General features: G+C 43.7%; 18 protein-coding genes. 11 read left to right on the forward strand and 7 right to left on the reverse strand.

All coding sequences use genetic code 11. The features are described from left to right. Positions 1–85 precede the first annotated feature (85 nt). A complete protein-coding gene (locus tag IFO66_RS17175) occupies positions 86–994 on the reverse strand; it encodes an NAD(P)-dependent oxidoreductase (protein WP_192026370.1) in 909 nt (302 codons plus the stop codon). 395 nt (positions 995–1,389) lie between these two features. On the opposite strand from IFO66_RS17175, the gene IFO66_RS17180 reads away from it, so the two are divergent. From IFO66_RS17180 to IFO66_RS17215, 8 genes are all read left to right on the forward strand, one after another. Then, on the forward strand, positions 1,390–2,745 hold the full coding sequence (locus tag IFO66_RS17180) for a glucose-6-phosphate isomerase (RefSeq protein ID WP_028593162.1): 1,356 nt from the start codon (positions 1,390–1,392) through the stop codon (positions 2,743–2,745). A gap of 124 nt (positions 2,746–2,869) precedes the next feature. Next, positions 2,870–3,502, forward strand: coding sequence for a YigZ family protein (locus IFO66_RS17185; RefSeq protein ID WP_192026339.1), 633 nt, complete (start codon positions 2,870–2,872; stop codon positions 3,500–3,502). 12 nt (positions 3,503–3,514) lie between these two features. After that, entirely contained in the window at positions 3,515–4,120 is a 606-nt protein-coding gene (locus tag IFO66_RS17190) for a TetR/AcrR family transcriptional regulator (RefSeq protein WP_028593160.1), read from the forward strand. 325 nt (positions 4,121–4,445) lie between these two features. Then, positions 4,446–4,769 (forward strand): LysM peptidoglycan-binding domain-containing protein, encoded by a 324-nt coding sequence (locus IFO66_RS17195; protein ID WP_192026340.1) that lies wholly within the window; start codon positions 4,446–4,448, stop codon positions 4,767–4,769. A 259-nt stretch (positions 4,770–5,028) separates the two neighbouring features. Next, the gene (cysT, locus tag IFO66_RS17200; RefSeq protein WP_192026341.1) at positions 5,029–5,841 is read left to right on the forward strand and encodes a sulfate ABC transporter permease subunit CysT; all 813 of its coding nucleotides are present in this window, start codon (positions 5,029–5,031) and stop codon (positions 5,839–5,841) included. Further along, complete coding sequence (locus IFO66_RS17205) at positions 5,841–6,695, forward strand: sulfate ABC transporter permease subunit (protein WP_192026371.1); 855 nt, start codon at positions 5,841–5,843, stop codon at positions 6,693–6,695. The genes cysT and IFO66_RS17205 overlap by 1 nt, the downstream gene beginning before the upstream one ends. Then, a complete protein-coding gene (locus tag IFO66_RS17210; RefSeq protein WP_192026342.1) occupies positions 6,685–7,749 on the forward strand; it encodes a sulfate/molybdate ABC transporter ATP-binding protein in 1,065 nt (354 codons plus the stop codon). Before IFO66_RS17205 ends, IFO66_RS17210 begins: the two co-directional genes overlap by 11 nt. A gap of 22 nt (positions 7,750–7,771) precedes the next feature. Beyond that, positions 7,772–8,863: a sulfate ABC transporter substrate-binding protein gene (locus tag IFO66_RS17215; RefSeq protein WP_225445842.1), complete on the forward strand. Its 1,092-nt coding sequence runs from the start codon at positions 7,772–7,774 to the stop codon at positions 8,861–8,863. Between the two features lie 91 nt (positions 8,864–8,954). Here the strand turns inward: IFO66_RS17215 and IFO66_RS17220 are convergent, their stop codons facing one another. Both IFO66_RS17220 and IFO66_RS17225 read right to left on the reverse strand, forming a co-directional pair. Further along, positions 8,955–9,314 (reverse strand): SH3 domain-containing protein, encoded by a 360-nt coding sequence (locus IFO66_RS17220; protein WP_192026343.1) that lies wholly within the window; start codon positions 9,312–9,314, stop codon positions 8,955–8,957. A 123-nt stretch (positions 9,315–9,437) separates the two neighbouring features. Then, complete coding sequence (locus IFO66_RS17225; protein WP_192026344.1) at positions 9,438–10,154, reverse strand: glycerophosphodiester phosphodiesterase; 717 nt, start codon at positions 10,152–10,154, stop codon at positions 9,438–9,440. Between the two features lie 158 nt (positions 10,155–10,312). On the opposite strand from IFO66_RS17225, the gene IFO66_RS17230 reads away from it, so the two are divergent. Next, complete coding sequence (locus IFO66_RS17230; protein ID WP_192026345.1) at positions 10,313–11,173, forward strand: MBL fold metallo-hydrolase; 861 nt, start codon at positions 10,313–10,315, stop codon at positions 11,171–11,173. 238 nt (positions 11,174–11,411) lie between these two features. Further along, complete coding sequence (locus IFO66_RS17235) at positions 11,412–11,885, forward strand: DUF3021 domain-containing protein (protein WP_192026346.1); 474 nt, start codon at positions 11,412–11,414, stop codon at positions 11,883–11,885. Positions 11,886–12,001: 116 nt separating this feature from the next. Here IFO66_RS17235 and IFO66_RS17240 read toward each other — a convergent pair whose 3' ends face one another. The 3 genes from IFO66_RS17240 to IFO66_RS17250 form a co-directional block, all read right to left on the reverse strand. Continuing rightward, a complete protein-coding gene (locus IFO66_RS17240; protein ID WP_192026347.1) occupies positions 12,002–12,811 on the reverse strand; it encodes a Cof-type HAD-IIB family hydrolase in 810 nt (269 codons plus the stop codon). Between the two features lie 66 nt (positions 12,812–12,877). Beyond that, positions 12,878–13,801 (reverse strand): DMT family transporter, encoded by a 924-nt coding sequence (locus IFO66_RS17245; RefSeq protein WP_192026348.1) that lies wholly within the window; start codon positions 13,799–13,801, stop codon positions 12,878–12,880. Between the two features lie 261 nt (positions 13,802–14,062). After that, positions 14,063–15,067: a lipoate--protein ligase gene (locus tag IFO66_RS17250; protein WP_192026349.1), complete on the reverse strand. Its 1,005-nt coding sequence runs from the start codon at positions 15,065–15,067 to the stop codon at positions 14,063–14,065. A gap of 127 nt (positions 15,068–15,194) precedes the next feature. Here IFO66_RS17250 and IFO66_RS17255 point away from each other — a divergent pair, with 127 nt between their 5' ends. Further along, entirely contained in the window at positions 15,195–15,752 is a 558-nt protein-coding gene (locus tag IFO66_RS17255; protein ID WP_192026350.1) for a nitroreductase family protein, read from the forward strand. Positions 15,753–15,837: 85 nt separating this feature from the next. On the opposite strand, the gene IFO66_RS17260 is transcribed toward IFO66_RS17255, so the two are convergent. After that, positions 15,838–16,326 (reverse strand): phosphatase, encoded by a 489-nt coding sequence (locus IFO66_RS17260; RefSeq protein WP_225445843.1) that lies wholly within the window; start codon positions 16,324–16,326, stop codon positions 15,838–15,840. Positions 16,327–16,985 lie beyond the last annotated feature (659 nt).

The raw sequence follows: 16,985 nt of genomic DNA on the forward strand, positions 1-16,985 counted from the left end.
AGGATCATATATAAGCAGTAATGAAAAGAGCCCGGTGCATAATGCATACCGGGCTCTTCTTCTTGTTACTATATCGCCTATATTGCTATTCCGATGTTGGCTCATGTTCTTTGTTTACTTTGTGGCCAAGCCACTGTTCGTATACTTTAACAACAGCGGAGAGATCTTCTTCCCCATAACCAGATGCATGTCCGATTTGGAACATATTTTTTGCAGCTTCCAGCATCGGAGTTGGGGTTTGGATCGAATCTGTAAGTACAGAAGCGAGTTTCAAATCTTTGAGAATTAACTGCAAGGAAAACTGATTGTCGAAGTTACCGTCTACAATTTTTTGCCCTTTCAAATCTGCAGCCTTGCTACCGGCACTTCCATTTTGTACAACCTCTAAAAAGGCACTTGGGTTAACACCCGTTTTGGCTACTATAGAGAATCCCTCTGCTAATGCAGCGTTGTTAATGCCTACGATGGCATTATGGGCAAGCTTCGTAATAGAACCGTTACCTGTCGCACCCATATGGACAATTCTACTGCCCATCGCTTCGAACACAGGACGAACTGCTTCTAGAGCAGCAGATTCACCGCCAACCATAAACAGCAGTGTGCCAGCTTCTGCAGCAGGTTTACTTCCTGTTACAGGAGCGTCTAAAAATATCGCTTCTTTTGTATGACAATCTTCAGCTAATCGCATAACGAGTGTTGGTGAAATGGTGCTACTGTCGATGACATAAGTTCCAGGACGCAGCCCTTCAAGAATTCCCTCAGGTCCATCGTAAATATGAGTAATAGATGTATCATCACTGACCATGCTTATTACAACGTCCGCTTCAGCAGTAGCTTGTTTAGGTGTGGTGGCGATAGATGCTCCCAATGCAGCTAGCGGGGTCGTTTTTTCTATCGTTCGATTATAGACGATTACTTCGAATCCTTTTTCCAGCAAGTTGCGTGCCATAGGGGCGCCCATTGTGCCCATGCCAAGAACAGCTACTTTTTTCATCATTGGTCACCTCATTGTATTTGTATGCCGGTATGCTGGCCTCCATAATGGGAGTGGCTAACGTGCAGCATGACGATAAATAAAACCGCATAGTAACTAGGTAATTGAAATGAACTTACATCTATAGTAACACAGCTCGTTCCTGTATACTCAAACATATGGTGGGTGGAACATTTTTACGCGTGTGCGCGTATGCGTGATATTTTTCAAGTTGCTATCCACGCATGTTCGAAAAGTACGAGTCTAAGAACAATAATAAATATGTTTTATCATGTAAACCCTTACAAGGCGGCTTGTTCCCTTGTGTTTCATTTCGAAATCCAGTATCCTTAACGTATATTCATTTTCATGGGTTAAAGTGGCAAAGTCAACCAAATTGAAGGAGGGTGTATGATATGCCGAACAACATACACTTTGATTACAGCAAAGCACTTGGATTCGTAGGACAGCATGAACTTGATTACTTCGCTGAGCCAATTCGCTTGGCACATGAACAACTACATAATAAGACGGGAGTTGGATCTGACTTCTTAGGTTGGATCGACCTTCCATTTAACTATGATAAAGAAGAATTTGCTCGTGTGAAGGAAGCGGCAGCTCGCATTCAACAGCAATCTGAGGTTCTCATCGTCATTGGTATCGGCGGTTCTTACCTAGGTGCTCGCGCAGCGATTGAGATGTTGGGACATTCGTTCTATAACATGCTTCCGAAGGACAAGCGTAAGACACCGGAAATTTATTTTGCAGGAAACAACATCAGCTCTACGTACGTAACGCATCTATTGGAACTTATCGAAGGTAAAGACTTCTCGATTAACGTTATTTCCAAGTCTGGTACGACAACAGAGCCAGCGATCGCATTCCGTATTTTCAAAGAAGTATTGGAGAAGAAATACGGTAAGGAAGAAGCGAAGAACCGTATTTTCGCTACGACTGACCGTGAGAAGGGCGCGTTGAAGAAGTTGGCTGATGAGGAAGGCTACGAGACATTCGTTATTCCTGATGATGTTGGCGGACGTTATTCTGTATTGACACCAGTAGGCTTGCTTCCAATTGCAGTAGCAGGCATTAACATTGATGACATGATGAAAGGTGCTCAAGACGCAGCAACGGAGTACAGCAATCCGAATGTAGCAGAGAACTTGAGCTACCAATATGCAGCAGTGCGTAATGCATTGTACCGTAAAGGCAAGACGACAGAAATTCTCGTTAACTATGAGCCGTCCTTGCACTATGTATCGGAATGGTGGAAGCAGCTATACGGTGAGAGTGAAGGTAAAGACCATAAAGGGATTTATCCAGCATCCGTAGATTTTTCTACAGATTTGCACTCGATGGGACAGTTTATTCAAGAAGGTACACGCAACCTGTTCGAGACGGTTATCCAAGTTGAAGAGGTTCCGCATCATATTTCGATCAACGAAGATCCAGAGGACTTGGACGGCCTGAACTTCTTGACAGGCAAGACGATGGACTTTGTTAACAAGAAAGCATTCCAAGGAACGATGCTAGCTCATACGGATGGACAAGTACCTAACTTGATCGTAACGATTCCTGATATGACACCGTACACATTCGGCCAACTCGTTCTCTTCTTTGAGAAGGCATGCGGTATTAGCGGATATTTACTTGGCGTAAATCCATTTGACCAACCGGGTGTGGAAGCGTACAAGAAAAATATGTTTGCGCTTCTTGGCAAACCTGGATATGAGAAAGAAAAAGCCGAGCTTGAAGCACGTCTATCCAACTAATTGAGACGGAGAAGATAGGCCAGCGGCATTAGATATACAGCTTAGATACACAATCTGCCGCAGAAAGCAGTTCTCCAGTCAGAAGGAGAGCTGCTTTCTTGGCAATCTGTGGAAGGTGAAAGTCATGCTAGAAACTTACAAGACTGTACGTGAATACGGCAGTAAAGAAATCGTTATTAAGAAGTCTCGTTTTATCGGTTATGCCAAGCCGGTTAAGACAGAAGAAGAGGCAATTACATTTATTGAAGAAATTAAGAAGAAACATTGGAATGCCACACATAACTGTTCAGCCTATATAATAGGCGAGAGAGATGAGATTCAGAAGGCATCTGATGATGGTGAACCTAGCGGAACAGCAGGCAAACCAATTCTGGAAGTTATGAAGAACCAGCATCGAAAAGATGTTGTTATCGTCGTTACGCGTTACTTTGGCGGTATTATGCTTGGTGCCGGGGGGCTTATCCGTGCTTATACAGACGGTGCGGTAGCTGCTATTGAAGGAGCAGGTCCTATCACAAAGGTGCTGCACCAGCAAGTATTAGTCGAAGTTGATTATACATGGCTAGGCAAATTAGAAAATGAATTGCGCAATCGAGGCACGAGAATGGGCGAGACACAGTTTACTGATAAAGTCATCTTGACCTGCCTGCCAGTCGTATCCGAAGCAGATCGTTTCATTGCTTGGATGACCGATTTAACGCAAGGTCAAGCTATGATTCAAAGGGGAGAAGCTGTGTACTACATTGAGGGAGAATAAGGAGAATCCGCTATGCCAAGAAAAGCAGTAGAGCAGGAGTTGTCGCGTGATCGTATTTTGGAAGTGGCAAGGCACCTATTCGTTACAAAAGGGTATCGAGCAATCTCAATGCGCAGTATTGGCCAGCAACTAGGCTATAGTCATGGTTCGCTTTATTATCATTTTAAGGACAAGGCGGAGCTGTTCTCCGCACTTGTTCAAGATGACTTCAAGCGATTGGGCCGTTTGTTTGAAAAAGTTATTAACCAATCACCAACAGATGGTATGTCAAAGCTTGAACAGGTTATGCTTGAATTTGTTTCATTTGGTCTTAATAATCCACATCATTATGAAATTATGTTTATGACACGAGACGAGGAACTGTTATGCTATGCTCGCGCAGAGCAAGGACGATGTCTCGAGATGTTCTCTACGATTGTGAGGCAGTCGCTTCATAGTCAGTTGAGAACTGAGCAAGAACGGCACCATATCCCGCGAAGTTTATTTTTATCCATACACGGCTTCATTTCCTTCTACATTCAAGATCAAGTCACCTTTGATGAGATTAAGCCAGCTGCGGCCGCTCATGTTCGCTTTTTGTGCAGAAGAGCGCTTGAAGAAGCAGCACAATCCGCTTAATAACATGTTCTACAGATGGAATAGTTGAACGTACGAGTGGACTAAGTTTCCACTAATAGTGTTCATCATCATCGATACAGCCCGCATCGCATAGGATTCACGTAATGGCATCTGCCCACATATCGTATAGGGACGATAAAGAGACGTATATTTGCGTCATCCATAACGTCTGCTAAATCTACCTTTCATTCAATTGCTGTGTATCATGTCACTTGCTTGTATAGGAGTAGAGCATCTTGCAGCATCGCCGCATCCTTTCTTTTTAGTGTATTGCTGCGATGCTGCTACAAAGCAATACATTGAAATGGGCAGGAGGTCATTGTAAGTGATTGATTATGTAGTACGGCCTGGTGATTCGTTATCCCTAATAGCGAATCGCTTTGGGGTATCTGTTGCAAGGCTTGCGCTTGTGAATGGGCTTGGTCCGAATGCAATTATTTATCCAGGGCAGGTTATCAAAATACCAGTTGGACCGGACATTCCCGTTCCGATTCAGCCTGGATACCCACCTTCACCGCCACCACCTGTACCACCAGCACCTCCAGTGAACTATTATCAACTGGAGCGTAGAGTGTCGTTGTTGGAAGCTCAGGTTCGGAGGCTTCAACGTGAAGTTAACCAGCTCCAAGGTCAGCCAACGCCATATTAATTCGATGCAGCGAGGTATTAAACAGCTCTCGGTTCTCTTGCTTACTTTGTAAGAGAATGGGTGGGAGCTGTTTTTTGTTATGTACATTTTTAGATACATGTATAAGTACGACTAATACCTTTTATCAGGTTTGCTTAAAAGTATTGACGAATCCCGTCCGAGTTGGTAATATTTAATAATACAATTTCCAAGTAAGTTGGTAGGAATTATTATGTATAAAGATATATGAATCTAGAACCATGTGGGGTGGGGATGTTTCATGAATGCAGTATTGAACCATAAAGGAGCGTTGTGGGGATTTCGGACAACGCTGCTGTTATATATGTTCTTGCTCATTATTTTACCGATTACAGGAATATATGCTCATTCATTATCAGCTGGTTGGAATATGTTTGTGGAGAGTATCTCAGATCCATTAGCTTGGAAAGCTGTGTGGCTGACGCTCCGATTATCTTTGTTAGCCATGGTTATTAATATGGTGATTGGTACAATCACAGCATGGGTACTACATCGCTATCAGTTCCCAGGTCGCACGTTGTTGAACAGTTTAGTCGATCTGCCGTTTGCACTGCCGACTGCGGTTGGTGGGCTGATGATCTTGCTTCTGCTTGGGCCCAACAGCTCTGTTGGTCAGTGGGCAGATGCTATAGGTATCCGAATCGTATTCGGGGAACCTGCTATTGTAGTCGCCATGGTATTTGTAACGTTTCCATTCGTCATTCGAGCGGTACAGCCTTTGTTGGAAGAAGCAGATAAGACGCAGGAGGAAGCTGCCCATACATTAGGTGCTTCTAAGTGGCGTACATTCTACCAAGTGCTGCTGCCTCAGATGCGCCCTGGCATTATTAGCGGTGGGATGCTTGCCTTCTCAAGAGCTATGGCTGAGTTCGGCGCAGTTGTTCTCGTTGCAGGTAATATTCCTGGTAAGACCTTGATTGCATCGGTTTATATTTTCGGAGAGATCGAGAGTGACAATCCACAAGGTGCTGCGGCTGTGTCTGTCATATTATTAACGTTGTCGTTCCTTGTATTATGGTTTATTAATACCTTGCAAGCGAAGGAGGGACGATGATGTCAACTGCACCAACTACATTAACCTCTAAGAAATCATCTACTTCTTCTAAGATTCTCATCTTGATTACGTATTCTGTGTTTATTTTGTTGTTAATTATCCCGCTCGTACAGATTGTCATTGGAGCTTTTAATCATGGCGTACAATCACTGTTTCAGGCTTTACTTCGTCCTGAGGCTCTTCATGCCATGTGGATAACGCTATCTGTTGTAGTGGTCGTTACCCTTCTTAATACACTGTTTGGTGTGTTGACAGCTATTATGCTCGTTCGGGGACAATGGCTCAGTTCTCGAGTCAGACGTTTTTTAAATAGTATGATAGATTTGCCTTTTGCCGTATCTCCCGTAATTGGCGGGTTTATGATTATGTTGCTGCTTGGACCGCAGACTGTTATGGGCGCTTTCTTCTCAGACTTAGGCATGCCTATCGTATATGCTTTTCCAGGCATGGTACTCGCTACATTATTTGTAACGTTTCCATTAATGATTCGTGAAATTGCACCTGTATTACAGGAAATAGGTACACAGCAAGAAGAAGCGGCATCCATGCTGGGGGCATACAGTTGGACGACATTTTGGAAAGTAACGTGGCCTTCTATTCGATGGGGGGTTACTTACGGAGTCGTTTTAACGGTAGCACGCTCGCTGGGCGAATTCGGAGCTGTACTCGTCGTATCAGGAAACATCATGAATAAGACACAGACAATGACAACTCTCGTGTATCAAGATGTAGACAATTTCAATATTGCCGCGGCAAACAGTGTGGCATTAGTGCTTGCTGTATGTTCGATAACCCTGTTACTTGTAATGGAATGGGCGAAGAGACGGAAGGGAGTGCATACGCATGCACATTGAAGTACGCGACTTGAATAAATGGTTCGGACAATATCATGCTGTACGTGACGTCAACTTCTCGATTGAAACAGGGCAGTTGATCGGTCTACTTGGTCCGAGCGGGGGCGGCAAGACATCGGTGCTGCGTATGTTGGCAGGTTTGGAATACCCTGATAGCGGTGAGATATTATTTCATGGAAAAGTGATGAACGATGTTCCTCCTCAGGAACGCGGCATTGGTTTCGTATTTCAACATTATGCTTTATTCAAGCATATGACGGTTTATGACAATATTGCTTTCGGATTGACGATTCAAAAGTGGCCCAAAGCACGTATTCGTGCAAGAGTAGCCGAACTGCTTGAACTTACAGGGCTTAGCGGTGTGGAGAAGCGATACCCGCACCAATTGTCGGGCGGTCAGCGCCAACGCGTTGCGTTTGCACGCGCACTTGCCCCAGAACCGCAGCTGCTGTTATTAGATGAACCGTTTGCGGCAATCGATGCTAAGATTCGCAAAGAGCTGCGCAGTTGGCTAAAGTCTCTTATTGAACGTGTTGGCATTACGTCTATCTTCGTTACGCATGACCAAGATGAAGCGATTGAAGTCGCTGATGAAATTATGATTATTCAGCAAGGTACTGTTGAGCAAAAGGGTACGCCTTGGGACATTTACAAGTCTCCACGAACACCGTTTGTGGCTGAGTTTATAGGAGAGTCTACGTTGTTAGAAAGTATCGGGCAGCTGAAAGGATTCGGGCAAGTGCCAGCACAATCGAATACGAAAGTGTTGATCAGACCTGAATATATTGAAGTAGGTCAACCTGGTGAATTGAAGCTTGCATCCGCGAGCGAAAATGGAATTGTAAAAGCGATGCACTTCCGCGGAAGTGAATGGATGATCGAGGTTGCTGTAGGAGACTTGCTATTAAAGACATATCGCAGCTTGGAAAGTCCTGTGCTGCATATAGGGGAAACGGTGCAAGTTCTAATACATCGTGTGTATGTATTTGATGGCGATAGCCATTCGGTAGTAGAGAACACACTGAAAGAAGATCCGATGCCTATCATGATCTAACGAGGGAAAGGAGCATTAGCAGATGGAGCCTCAAGCAGTACGTGTTTGTACTCGGTTCATGCAAGTATGCATGCTCTTCTTATTGGTATTCGTCACTGCTTGCAGTTCCCCTGCGGCTGATTCGGCCTATGAAGCCGTTGATGTGCAGCCCGTTAATAGTGGCAACAACTCTGTGACGCTTGTCCTGGGTGCTTATTCCGTGGCAAGAGATGCACTTCAGCCTATTCTTCCAGCGTTCCAAGCGGAATGGAAAGAGAAAACGGGGCAGACGGTAGAATTCCAGCAATCTTATGAAGCTTCTGGCACTCAAGCGCGTTCGATCGCAAGCGGGATGGAGGCAGATGTAGCCTTGTTGGCTATGGAAGGGGATATCGACAAACTTGTTGATGCAGAGCTGATCCCACATGATTGGAAACAGCGAGACCCTTATCAAGGAATGGTGACGCGCTCCATCGCCGTGATCGGTACGAGAGCGGGTAATCCACTTCATATTAAAGATTGGATGGATCTTACCCGTTCTGATGTTGATGTGTTGTACCCGAATCCGAAGACGTCTGGTGGGGCACAATGGGATATTAATGCGATATACGGTGCAGGATTGAAAATGGCTGCTGAACAAGGAGTCGATGGACCGAACTATGCCAAGCAACTGCTGCATCAAGTACACGATCGAGTTATCTCAATGGATAAGAGCGGTCGTGCTTCGATGGCAGCCTTCGAATATGGCGTGGGTGACGCAATTGTGACGTATGAGAATGAGCTTAAAGCACGAGTGAAGCAAGGTGTAGACTATGAAATTATCGTTCCTAAGCATACGATTCGTATTGAGAATCCGGTTGTTATTGTTGATCGATATGTCGATAAGCATGGCACTCGTGAAGTAGCAGAAGCATTTGTTGAATTTTTACGCAGTGAAAAGGCTCAGCAGCTGTGGGTTGAAGCGGGATTCCGTCCAGTGAATGAGCAAGTTGAAGCGAAATTGGCAGGTACATTTATAGAACCGGCAGGGTTGTTCACGATTGATGATTTAGGTGGTTGGGACGAAGTGCGCAACACCTTGTACAGCAGACGAGGAATTTGGTATGAGGTACTTGCTGGTATTAATAGATCCTAGTTGATGAACGTAAAAGAGCGCCAAGCTACTCCTTATGGGAAGTTCCCGATTTTCCAAGGAGAAGACTTGGCGCTTTGCTTTCAAATTTCATTTAGAGGAGATCATAGGATTTTAGGTTTTCTTTTGGTACCCATCCCTCTTCGGAGTTAAGCTCTCTTACACACCACACCCAACCGTTGAGTTCTTTTAGGCCGACAACATTCTCGCCTGCATTAATATTCAATTCTTTAGCAGAATAATCTTCTAACACAATCCCTTGTGTTTCTCTGAATTCAATCAATTGTCCTGGAACCCAGCCTCCATTTTCGTTGTCCGATGTTGTACAGAAGTACCAGTTATCCCATTCTTCCGTTCCCATGTATTTTTCACCAATCGTTATAGACTGGCCTTTATGTAATAAGAGGGGATTAGGGTACTCCGTTCTATGATTTGTTACAACTACGTAATTCATGATAATCTCCTTCTTTATCAAAAATAGGATTGTGTAACTTATTCACGATCAACTAGGCCAGCTCTCGTGCGGGGGACTCAGTCTCAGTGATACGGTGTTCTACGATACTGGTCACCCATTCGATCATTGTTGCAGATCTTGATGATGTAATGGAATGTCGGATGTAAGTCGATATACGCCTAGTTCTACAAGCTGCTTCGCTGTCTCGATATCACGAATTGTCCAAACGGCTACATCCACATTCAACTTACGTGCTTGTTGTATTAGCTCAGGGTGTTCCAGCAGCAACGGATAGTGGGCACAAAGACAGGATGGAGTGAGTGGAACTAATGTTTCCAATGCAATCGGATCTGTCGTTAGAAAGCCCAGCTCGATGTTCACGTCAAGGCGACGCAGCAGGTCTAAATTTTGTTTGTAAAAAGAAATGATCATGGTGCGTTTGCTCATGTTGTAGACCGATAGTAGGTGCAGCAGAGCTCGTGCCTCATCTTCATTGATCTGTTCTTTAATCTCCAGCTGCAAACCTGCTTCACAATCTTGGCACAGCTTCAATGCTTCTTCTAGCAGTGGCACGTTGCAACCTGAGAATTCAACTTTAAACTTGCTACCCGCATCTGCTGCTTGAATTTCCGACACAGGAAGTGAGCGAATCACTCCTATTGAGGTTGTTGTGCGATCCAGTGTGTCATCGTGAATGACGATAGGAATTCCCTCTCGTGAGTGGTGAATATCTAACTCAATGCTGTCTGCACGAAGCGACAAGGAACGACGAAACGCTTCCATCGTGTTCTCAGGAAATACCCCAGCATATCCGCGGTGAGCTACAATTTCTACTTTCATCTTTATATTCTCCTCCTACTGTATCGTCTCCGTTAAAGAGCTGGAGCTTCTGTTTCTATTTACAACCGTTTATACTAATTATGATATACAATTTACGGCGTTGTTCAAAGCAATATGTGTGATAGAAATGGTGACTAGCAAGACAAGGAGTGAAATCAATGAATTCTTCATTTTCTATAGCAGGATATCCTGTTGATGTTTCTTCCCTGTGGAGAATACAGTTTCTTGGAACAAGTGATTCGCTTGGAGTACCGCGAGTATATTGCGAATGTGAAGTGTGTGCAGAGGCGCGAGACAGCCGCTTGAATCGCAGGCTTCGTTCCTCCGTTTTATTGGAACACACAGCTTCTACAGACAATGACCATACGCATCTGCTCATTGATTGCGGGCCCGATTGGGCTGAACAAATGGAGCGTATTGGTAAACGGTGGATCGATCGTATTTTAGTGACGCACGCCCATCAAGATCATATTGCCGGCTTACCTGCATATGCAGATTGCTGCCGTTGGCTGGAACGACGTGGACAAGTATACGCGCCGCTTGAAGTGCTGCAAACGATACAAACGATGTATCCGTGGCTGTCAGCTCATATTACATTTACCGCTATCGAAGAGGTGTGGTTGTGGGAAGATTGGATTGTAACACCAATTCGAGTGAACCATGGTAAAAACGGCTACTCTTATGCATATCGTTTTGATCGTAACAACGTCGACACTGGTGGGGAAGAGAAGAAGGTTAGCTGGCTGTATGCTTCGGATGCGATCGATCTAGGTGAAAAGGAACTTACGCATTTTGAGGAGTTAGATATGCTAATCATCGGTACAAATTTTTATAAGGAGCCTTTTGCGTATCACACACGCTCTGTTTATGATATGGTCGAGGCTTTGGAGTTAGTTGAAAGGATTCGGCCACGACGAACGATATTTACGCATATGTCACATGGTGTAGACGTTCGCGCAGATTATCAGCTGCCTACTCATGTGAAACTTGCGTCATTTGGAATGGAGCTGCAAGTTTAGAGTAAGATATGAGAATGAGAGCTTTCTAAACTGCATAGCCCCTAAACCACACGATCTCTGATGGTACGCATAGCGCTGCAATTGATATTGACGCAGCCAGCAGCCGAGGAGATCGTTTTTTCCTTTCATTTTGCTTAAACGACATCTTATGCCTCTATAATTTCCGCTTGTGTTACAATTCTATCTTTCAAATTCGCTACTGATTATAATAGGCCTAGAGAGAAGGGGCGGTTTTATCATGAAGATTGAAGTGAAATTGGATGAACGATGTGAAGAAACGACGGTACTGATAAGATGCAGTGAAGTGACCGATGAAATTCAACGCATAGTGTTTGGTGCAGTATTTGGATTAGCAGCAGCTATGATTCATACATTCATAAGTATCCAAACGATGGAGGGGCAACTAGTTAGCTACGATTGGCTCAATAGATGTATGCGCGGATATGTCCTATTAGGTGCGGTTTTCGGTCCAGCTTCGCTTTGCTTCCGTATTGATAAATGGTCGTTGCTAAGACAGACGATCACGCATTTCGTAATTATTTTTCCCAGCTACGTAGCTGTCAATGTGATGAATGGATGGTCGAAGCTCACAGGAGAAGCTTTTCTAAGCATGCTGTTTATTTTTATTGGAAGTTACCTTGTTATTTGGCTAGGGATGAATGGCTATTGGAGAATGAAAATTAAGCAGATGAATAACAATCTTCAGCGTTAAGGCACATCTTCATTGTCAAATAAGCCTTCACAATCACAATCGCGCAGCAACGAATGAACGGATGCTGCCGTTGTGAATCATGAAGGCTCTTTTTTATAGCGGAGAACGTTGTAGCTTTACGCTTCGCTTCTGTTCAATACAAATTTCTCAATGGCATGACGTACGCCTTCTTCATTGTTGGACAGCGTAATATAGTCGGCAATTTCCTTCAAGGAAGAAACAGCGTTGCCCATCGCAACACCGAGTCCTGCTGTCTCAATAAGATCATGGTCATTCCATGAATCGCCAATCCCGATTGTCTCTGCCAATGTGCAGCCGAAATGCTCAGCCAAGAAGCGAAGTGCATGGCCTTTTGTACCTTCACGGTGAGTAATCTCCAAGAAATGCGGCTTAGACTTAGTAATATGAACATCTGGCCCAAGCAAGCCGCGAAGTTGTGCTGCAACTTCATCTAGCAGAGCCGGATCGTCAATAATAAGCATTTTCGTTGAACGGTAGCGTGACAGCACCCCTCTAAAGTCAGGCTCGATCGTATAAGGAATGTTAGACAGCTCGCAATAAGCGATTAGCTTCTCATTTTTTTCTTGTGCGTATACTTGGTCATCCACATAAAGTTGCAAATGAAGCCCCTTCTCCTCGCAATATTCAAAGAGTTTCATAGCTGCATCATCAGGTACTGCGCACTCGTAAAGTACTTCGCCACTAATGACATTTTTAATAAGAGAGCCTTGATACGTAATAAGCGGCACATTCAATCCTGTTTGCAGCGCGATATTGCGCGCAGAAGCGTACATTCTCCCCGTAGCGAGTGTAACAGCTGTTCCTTGCTCAATCGCTTGGATTAAGGCTTGTTTCGTACCTTCCGTAACGACTTTATCATCAGTAATCAATGTATCATCAACGTCGATAGCAATTAATTTGTACATAGTAGGTTTCTCCCTCTGCTTTTGATTTCTATACTTTCTATACTTTATATAGGTTATTTATGTTAATCACATGGAAGCTTCTTTTTCTATTGTATCTCGGTGCCGGTTCCATTTCCATTCTGCAACAATCATGCTGAAAAATATAAAAATGCACCCCCATACCGCCAATGTGCCCAACTTCTCTCCTGCAAATGCGATGCCAGTAATGGCGGCGAATACAGGTTCTGTTGCAAAAATAAGTGCAACACGGGCAGCTGAAATATGCTTCTGACACCAAGTTTGTGCCCAGAAAGCGAATGCAGTCGATAACCCTATCGATACAACTAAGGCGAATAATACTTGGGGATCTAATACAGCCTCCATAAGCTCAGCTGGTGATTGCAGCGGTTCTAATAGAAGCGAGCTTATCATTGAAAGCACACCAACTGTAGTTAATTGAATCGTAACTAAGGCAATAGTGTCATGCAAGGATGCGTATATCCCCGTGAAAGCAATATGAAGCGCGAAGCAGACTGCACAAAGCAGTACCAGCATATCGCCATAGTTCCATTGAAACGCTTGACCGTTAAACGTTAATAGATAGAGTCCAACAAGTGCTAGTACAGCAGCGATCCAAGTAGGTAAAGCTAGCTTTTGCTGTGTGAGAATGACGCTAAAAAAAGGCACCAGTACAACCGATATTCCTGTAATAAATCCAGTGTTGGTCGTTGTCGTATGAAGCAAGCCCACGGTCTGTAAGGCATACGCTGCAAATAAACAGACACCTAATATCATTCCGTGCAAGGCTAGCTTTGGTGAAAGTCTATCTTTCAGCTTGACTCGTGAACAGAGCAGGACAACTAGAAATAATAGGGCTGATCCGATAAAACGAACTGCATTAAAAGCTAACGGGGGCAGCGTTTGTACAGCTACCTGTACGACGATGAAGCTCGCTCCCCAGATAAAGGCGACGAACAACAAAGTCACGTAAACAATCCAATCGCGTTTCATATGGCGTTATAGTCTCCTCCGACACTCATAAGCTGTTAGGTTATTCAAACATTTATCTGTACGCACTAGAGAAGCCTGCAATGTATGAACGCGGAAAGATAAAGGTCCATTTCTATTATAGCGATGTGGATGATGATCGAATAGATGTATTCTACAAGTAATAGAATACGGAATAACCCAGAAGCTGTCAGGAAGGGTAGGTACCTTCTATCTGACCAAACCTCTGGGTTACATACTGTTCATTTTAGAAGCCTCTAAAGATTAGTCATTTAGCATGAGCAAATGAATAAATTCATCACGCTCAACGCGGCCAAGGTAGTAAGGAATGTCCATATCAGCCAGTGCCTCACGAACAGCTTGCTCTTCGTAACGAACGCCTGCAAGACGTTCTTCAATGTCTTTTACTTCACCAAGTCCGAAGAAATCTCCGAAAATCGTTAGCGACTCGATGAGTCCGTCTTTAATATCTAGGCGAACGTCTACGATACCGCCCGTAAATTTCTTGGCATTTTGTACATTGAATTTTGGAGAGTAGCCATAGTTCCAATCCCAGTTCTGGTAGCGCTCTTCCGAAATTTTATGGATGGTTGCCCAGTCTTCTTCCGTCAGCTTGTACTGGGGAACTTGTTCAGGCTCGATCCCGAAAATATGGCGCAGCAAGGAATCGCGGAACTCCTCCATGGATAGCTTGTCCGACATAAATTCCGTGATGTTCGCTACACGAGAACGAACGGACTTTGTGCTCTTGGATTCGACTTTTATTGCTTTTACCTTAAGCGCGGATGAAACATGCTCCATTTGCGAATCGAATAAAAGTGTCCCATGACTGAACATGCGGCCACGAGTTGAGAATTGAGCATTTCCGGAAATTTTACGCTCGCCAACTTGAATATCATTACGACCTGTGAGGTCAGCTTCTACGCCCATCGAACGAAGTGTATCGATAACAGGCTGCGTAAACTTACGGAAGTTGTGGAAGGATTCGCCGTCATCCTTTGTTAAAAAGCTGAAGTTTAAATTGCCAAGGTCATGATAGACAGCGCCACCGCCGGATAAGCGGCGAACGACATGAATACCTTGCTCTTTGACATAATCCGTGTTAATTTCCTCAATTGTATTTTGATTACGCCCGATAATAATCGACGGCTCATTTATATAGAAGAGAAGATAGCTGTCTCCATCCATTGGAAGGTGCTTAAGCACAAACTCTTCAATTGCTAAATTAATACGTGGATCGGTAATTCCTTGATTATCAATAAATTTCAAGATGGGTGCCTCCTTTGCATATATACTTATATTGTAGTCCATATCGAAAAAAACATAAACATAGTTTGATATTGATAATCGTTATCAATATAATGGAGTAAGAGGAGAAATAAGGAGGCTTATCGTAATGTCTATTAAAGAAACGATTCGTGGTCGTCGCTCTACTTATGATTTTAAAAATACACCGGTTACGAAAGAACAGGTTCTCGGTTGGTTGGATGACGCTGTGTATGCTCCTAATCATGGTTTGCGTCAGCCTTGGAGGTTTATCTTTGTTGGTGAGCAGGGGAAGCAGGAATACTCAGATAAGCTAGTGGAGTCTGTTATCAAGTTAGGTAAGTTCAAAGAAGGAGATGAAGCACAAAAGCAAAAGTATCGTGACTATGTGAATCATATTCCTGCATTTCTTGTCGTTGTCATGCCTGAAGATCCTCGCCCGAACATCTGGGAAGAAGATGTGATGGCAGTTAGTGCCCTTGTACAAAATCTTCAACTCCTCGCATGGGAAGAAGGGGTAGGCATGCTGTGGCATACCGGCGCCTATATCAATCTGCCATTTTACCGAAATGCGTTAGGTATTAAGCCAGGAGAGAAGATTATCGGCAATCTCTTTATTGGTTATCCAGATGAGGTGCGTCCTGTACGCCCGCGTAAGACAGCAGCAGAATTGGTAACTGAATTTTAATTGGATCATACATGTGAAAGTCCCTGCACCATAGGTGGTGAACAGGGACTTTTTTTATGTTAGGTGCTTCAACAGTTGAAGCACCTTAGGTTAGAAATGGATTAGAATCATTGGGTGAAGCTGGGGTCTCTACGCTCAGGTGCCGTGCACGATGATACATCCATAGCTCAGCGGTGTATCTTATTATCCATGCTGCAAGCAATACGCTAACGAGCAAATGTGCACTAATAAGCGGCGAGAGCAGCAGGGAACGTGTATCTGCGACATAAATGAGATAAGCGGCACAAGACGCAACAGCAACAATTAAAAACAAGAGGGCTATACGTCCCGAACGAAGGGATATAAAACGAGCTCGCTCTTTGAGATCAGGCTCATCTTTGGAAACGAAATGGATGAATATGATTAGCATTTGGACAATAATCGTGAATCCGAATACGTTACGTGCTAACGACATCATTTCTGAACTATGCAGCGTTATATTTCCTTTAAGAGCAAGAAGATTCCAAGAATAATAGACGGTAACGAGAATGGCGGCGCTTAGTGAAGCCCAAGCTGTCTTGTACTGCACCGGCATAGGTGGCTCCTCCTTTAATGGGTAATGATGATTTATTAATAGGCAGATGAATAAACAGATAGATAAGCAGAATAAAGAAAGTCTTATTATTATACAACATTTAACAGAGTTGTTATAGTGAGCGCTTTTATGAGATTAGTTTGAAAATACTTATTTAGAAGCGCTTCCTTATCATACGAAGTTTGGATTGCTGGATGAAATGAAAAAGTGACTGTGGCAAAGAAGTAGAAGTTGAAATGAAGGTGCGCAAGTGGCCGGGTGCGGCACTGCATTTTACTGCGTCTTAGATATATGATCGTTTTCTAGAGGGTATGCAGATGTAGTGAAGAAGTACAAATTTCTTTATTCATTATTCGATGTAAACGCCCCTTTCATTATTTTGACGCTATTCGTTGTACAAGGTTGCAGTGTTTTGGCCTCAGGCATAACTTTGGATGGGTACATTCCTTTGTAGCAATAATTGTAGCGATTAGTATGAAGGAACCAGCGAGGTTTTTGCTGTTTATTTATTATAAATTGGAAAAATGACTAGCGATATGATCATTTTCCTTGTCATAACGAAAGGTACTTACTATAATCAAACATGTATTCAAGTAGGGTGGGAGTTGCATAGGCTTGAAATTTTCATCTACAATATAAGAGTCGAAACAATTGCGTTC

Origin of the sequence: Paenibacillus arenosi (assembly GCF_014841135.1) — a bacterium.
GTDB classification, from domain to species: domain Bacteria; phylum Bacillota; class Bacilli; order Paenibacillales; family Paenibacillaceae; genus Paenibacillus_B; species Paenibacillus_B arenosi.